At 63.2% G+C, this 1258-nt stretch carries 3 protein-coding genes and 1 pseudogene; all 4 read right to left on the bottom strand.

Annotated features, from left to right (window positions below; translation table 11 throughout):
* Positions 1–389 (bottom strand): hypothetical protein (locus BIS11_RS17905; RefSeq protein WP_253586770.1); only part of this gene is annotated, 389 nt, incomplete at its 3' end.
* Positions 390–474: 85 nt separating this feature from the next.
* Positions 475–654: a hypothetical protein gene (locus BIS11_RS17900; protein ID WP_253424210.1), complete on the bottom strand. Its 180-nt coding sequence runs from the start codon at positions 652–654 to the stop codon at positions 475–477.
* Between the two features lie 93 nt (positions 655–747).
* Positions 748–951 (bottom strand): hypothetical protein, encoded by a 204-nt coding sequence (locus BIS11_RS17895; RefSeq protein WP_253424211.1) that lies wholly within the window; start codon positions 949–951, stop codon positions 748–750.
* A gap of 82 nt (positions 952–1033) precedes the next feature.
* Positions 1034–1258: pseudogene (locus BIS11_RS17890) on the bottom strand (sulfite exporter TauE/SafE family protein); the annotation flags it as partial.

The raw sequence follows: 1258 nt of genomic DNA, 5'->3' as shown, positions 1-1258 counted from the left end.
GCGCGGTACTGCTCCGCGGGCAGGGCCTGCAGGTTCATGTAGGAAACGTGTACCGCCATTTCCGGCAGCGTGAAGCGTGCGAGTTCATGGATCAGCGATAGCGCCAGGTCCTGGGTCGAGAGACTGGCCGAGACGCCTGGCGTCCAGCCATGCACGGTAACCGCGCGAGCGATGAGCACCTCCCGGTCCGATGCCAGATCGAATGCTGCGGGCGCGTAAGCGAGACGCCAGTGATCGCAGTAGGCGGCGATCAAGAATTCCCGAAAGGTATGGGTCAGCATGCGGTGAAGGGCTGTCGCGTCCTCGACGCCGGATTCCGGCAGATTGCTCTGTTCGCGCTGACGCTGCTCGAGCGCGTCCCAACGTGCGTGGTAGGTGGCCTTGTCCAACGGTGAAGCCTTCTCGTCGAGAGTGGGGAGGCACACTATAGCGAGAGGATAGCCCTCCCCACAACGTTCTCGACACCGGCAACGATCAGAAGCGCTCGCCAGAGTCGCTCGGGCGGCGGCGGGTGCCCGGGCCAGGAGCGCTCGAGGCCTGGCCCGGTCGCCGCTGGGCATTGCCGCGGTACTTGTTCCAGGCGTTCTTGGCTTTCTGGCGGTTGGCGGGCTTGCGCAGCCAATTGAACAACGCAAGCAAGATCCACTTTCTCATGACAACCTCCTCGTCGTTCTATGACAGGGCAAAGACGGCGCTGCCTGAAAGCGAAACGATCGGCCACCGCGGCGTCGCGCGGTGGCCCCGTGTTCACATCTTCTGCGAGCGATGATCGGCAAGTGCGGTGGTGACAGCCTCTTCCCACTCGCCTGCGGTGATGCCCCAGTGCTTCATCTCCGCCTCGTCCGGCGCGCCCTCTGCAGCTTTCTCGAGCTCCTCCGGTGAGTAGGCCTCGAAGCAGTGCTTGGCGAAGGCCTTCGTCGGACCTTCGTGAAGTTGATCGATCATTTCCATGTGAGCGGTTCTCCTTGATGGTAATACCCGCCCGGTGGCGGGTCACATCAGTATAGCGGTTAAGCGAATGCCTCGCCTGCCGCTAGAAAACCTCGGTGATGATCTTCACGGCGATGCCCGCCAACAGCAGCATGATGAGGTTGTCGAACCACACGTAAGGCAGGCGTTTGCCGAGTGCGGCGCCGAGCGGCATCGCCAGGGCGATCACCACGAACGCGGCCACGCTGTAGGCGGCAAGTTCCGGGGTGAGGATGTTCGTCACCAGCAGCGCCGGAGCCTGCACCACGGTGACGGCGCCGAAGAACAC

This window comes from Halomonas sp. 707D4, assembly GCF_024158685.1.
In the GTDB taxonomy this organism is placed as follows: Bacteria; Pseudomonadota; Gammaproteobacteria; order Pseudomonadales; family Halomonadaceae; genus Vreelandella.
The sequence above is the reverse complement of the archived record's forward strand: the minus strand, read 5'-3'. Positions and strand labels throughout refer to the sequence as shown.